The sequence below is a fragment of the Bacillus cereus group sp. N21 genome (genome assembly GCF_016483395.1).
Classification (GTDB): Bacteria; Bacillota; Bacilli; order Bacillales; family Bacillaceae_G; genus Bacillus_A; species Bacillus_A pseudomycoides.
Map to the genome: position 1 here is coordinate 1 of NZ_JAEHBX010000176.1, position 2,167 is coordinate 2,167.

Consider the following 2,167-nt stretch of genomic DNA (forward strand, 5'->3'; position numbering starts at 1 on the left):
TTTCCCATGAATGTTAAAAAGGCTTTTATAGGAACAAATATACTTAAAAATTTATTTTCAATACTGAAAAGCATATTGACTATGCTGTTTACAAAAGGGAGGCGTCTTAAAATGGGTGTATTAAGTGGAAATCCTCAAAATGAACCTTTACATTATGGAGAAGTATTTGATATTTGGAGTTATCTTCTTGCGGCACAAGGAGCAGTTGCAGGTCATCAAGTATTTATTAACCACACAGGTGATGAAGATTTAAAGAAGTTCTTAGAAAATCTAATTGAGAATGATATGACTTCTGAAATAGAAGAACTAAAAGCTCTTTTAAAGGTAAATGGAGTGGCTTTACCACCAGCACCTCCAGAGAGACCGAACGCATCTATTGAGGATATTCCTCCTGGGGCACGCATCAATGATGCTGAAATTGCAGCAGCTGTTTCTGCAGGTCTAGCGGCAGGGTTAGTAACTTCTAGTCAAGTAATGGGAAAATGTCTTCGAGAAGATGTAGGAATGCTTTTTGGACAATTCCATATGAAAAAAGCACAAGCTGGGGCAACTTTACTACGCCTAAGTAAGAAAAAAGGCTGGGTAGTTCCTCCGCCATTACACGTTAAAAATACGGAACAAGCTTAATAAAAAAGTGGCTGAAAGCCACTTTTTTATTTCATTTTATTCTTTGTGTCGTTTTCCTTTTGAATGGATCTTACTTTTTCTATTTCAGAACGGTTTAAATATTCATGTGAGATCTCCATAACATATCTATCATGATTCATATTAGTTGATTCTCTTGAATCTTCATCTTCATGTAAAACGACTTTCTTCATATAGATATGAAAAAATATTTCTACCACACTAATAAGTAAAGCAGCCCAAAATGTAGAAAAACCAATATTTCCAGTTAAATCTATATCTGTTAAAAAATAAGTTAATACCCAAATTCCTAAAAAACTTAATCCAAAATCAGCAATTGTAGCAACCATGTTCCCATACCTAGGTAGAACAAATAAATCTCCTATTAAGTAGGCTGTCCCTGTAATTAGTAATGAAATCAGTAATATTCTAAGAATCGAAACGTCCTGGAATATGCCTAATATCATCAATAATACGGCACTAATAGCGGTATATTTAATTAATAAGGCAACAATATGTTTCATAAATGATTCTCCTATCTTTTAACTTTCATGTAGGAAGAGTAATTTTCAATAAAAACGGGCTGCACTTTCATAAAGTACAACCCGTTTCATCATGTTCTGGAGGTCTTATCATTACATGATACTCCTATGGCAAGAAGTTTTTTCGCTCTCCTACACAATACTATTTTGTGAAATATAAGCATGAATTATGTATTAAAATAATAAAAGTTAATACCAAAAAAAGGACTATATATTTTCGAATGCTTTTTTACATATTAAAGAGTGAAGGAGGTGACATAACATGTCAAACAATAACAATGGAAGTAGCAATCAATTATTAGTAAATGGAGCTGAACAAGCTCTTGATCAAATGAAATATGAAATCGCACAAGAATTCGGCGTACAACTTGGTGCAGACGCAACAGCTCGTTCAAATGGTTCTGTTGGCGGTGAAATCACTAAACGTTTAGTAGCAATGGCTGAGCAACAACTTGGCGGCGGAGTTACTCGCTAACTTGATATAGTAAATGGATAATAAGGAGAGATAAATCATCTCTCCTTATTTGTATGTGATTAGGATATGTGGATAATGAGAAGGATTAAAACTATAGTTTAGAATATATTTTGTGCACTGTATGTTTGTTTATATTGCAAAAATAAATCAATTTTATTATCTCATCAAAAAAATTATATTTTTAATTACTAATTAAAAATATGTTATGTGATAAACGCGGTTCTGGTGCGAAAGCTTCAAGATAATTACAAGATCATCAGTTTATTAAAAAGCGAGTTCGTTCAATGTTAGGATTGAAATCCTTTCGCACAGTTACATCCATTAAGTGAAGTTCATCCATCCACTATTTGGAATTGCTGCTTAAGACTAGATTCCACTAGGAAACTTTTTGCCTCTTTATATCTTTCCTAAGTATTTGCACCGGAACCAAATTTTCTATGCCTCACAATCATGTAGCGTAATCCAAAAGATTGAAACCCGATAGGGTTTATTTGGTATGCAAATCTTTAAAGAACTTACATTAGAT

The 2,167-nt window shown here is 33.1% G+C and carries 3 protein-coding genes and 1 pseudogene; 3 read left to right on the plus strand and 1 reads right to left on the minus strand.

From position 1 onward, the window contains the following. Positions 1–111: 111 nt before the first annotated feature. A complete protein-coding gene (locus JDS96_RS30270; RefSeq protein ID WP_199669068.1) occupies positions 112–627 on the plus strand; it encodes a DUF3231 family protein in 516 nt (171 codons plus the stop codon). A gap of 26 nt (positions 628–653) precedes the next feature. Here the strand turns inward: JDS96_RS30270 and JDS96_RS30275 are convergent, their stop codons facing one another. After that, positions 654–1,148 (minus strand): YndM family protein, encoded by a 495-nt coding sequence (locus tag JDS96_RS30275; protein ID WP_199669069.1) that lies wholly within the window; start codon positions 1,146–1,148, stop codon positions 654–656. 280 nt (positions 1,149–1,428) lie between these two features. Between JDS96_RS30275 and JDS96_RS30280 the strand changes: the two genes are divergently transcribed. Both JDS96_RS30280 and JDS96_RS30285 read left to right on the plus strand, forming a co-directional pair. Beyond that, entirely contained in the window at positions 1,429–1,641 is a 213-nt protein-coding gene (locus tag JDS96_RS30280; RefSeq protein WP_199669070.1) for an alpha/beta-type small acid-soluble spore protein, read from the plus strand. Between the two features lie 248 nt (positions 1,642–1,889). After that, positions 1,890–1,964: pseudogene (locus tag JDS96_RS30285) on the plus strand (IS6 family transposase); the annotation flags it as partial. Positions 1,965–2,167: the final 203 nt, after the last annotated feature.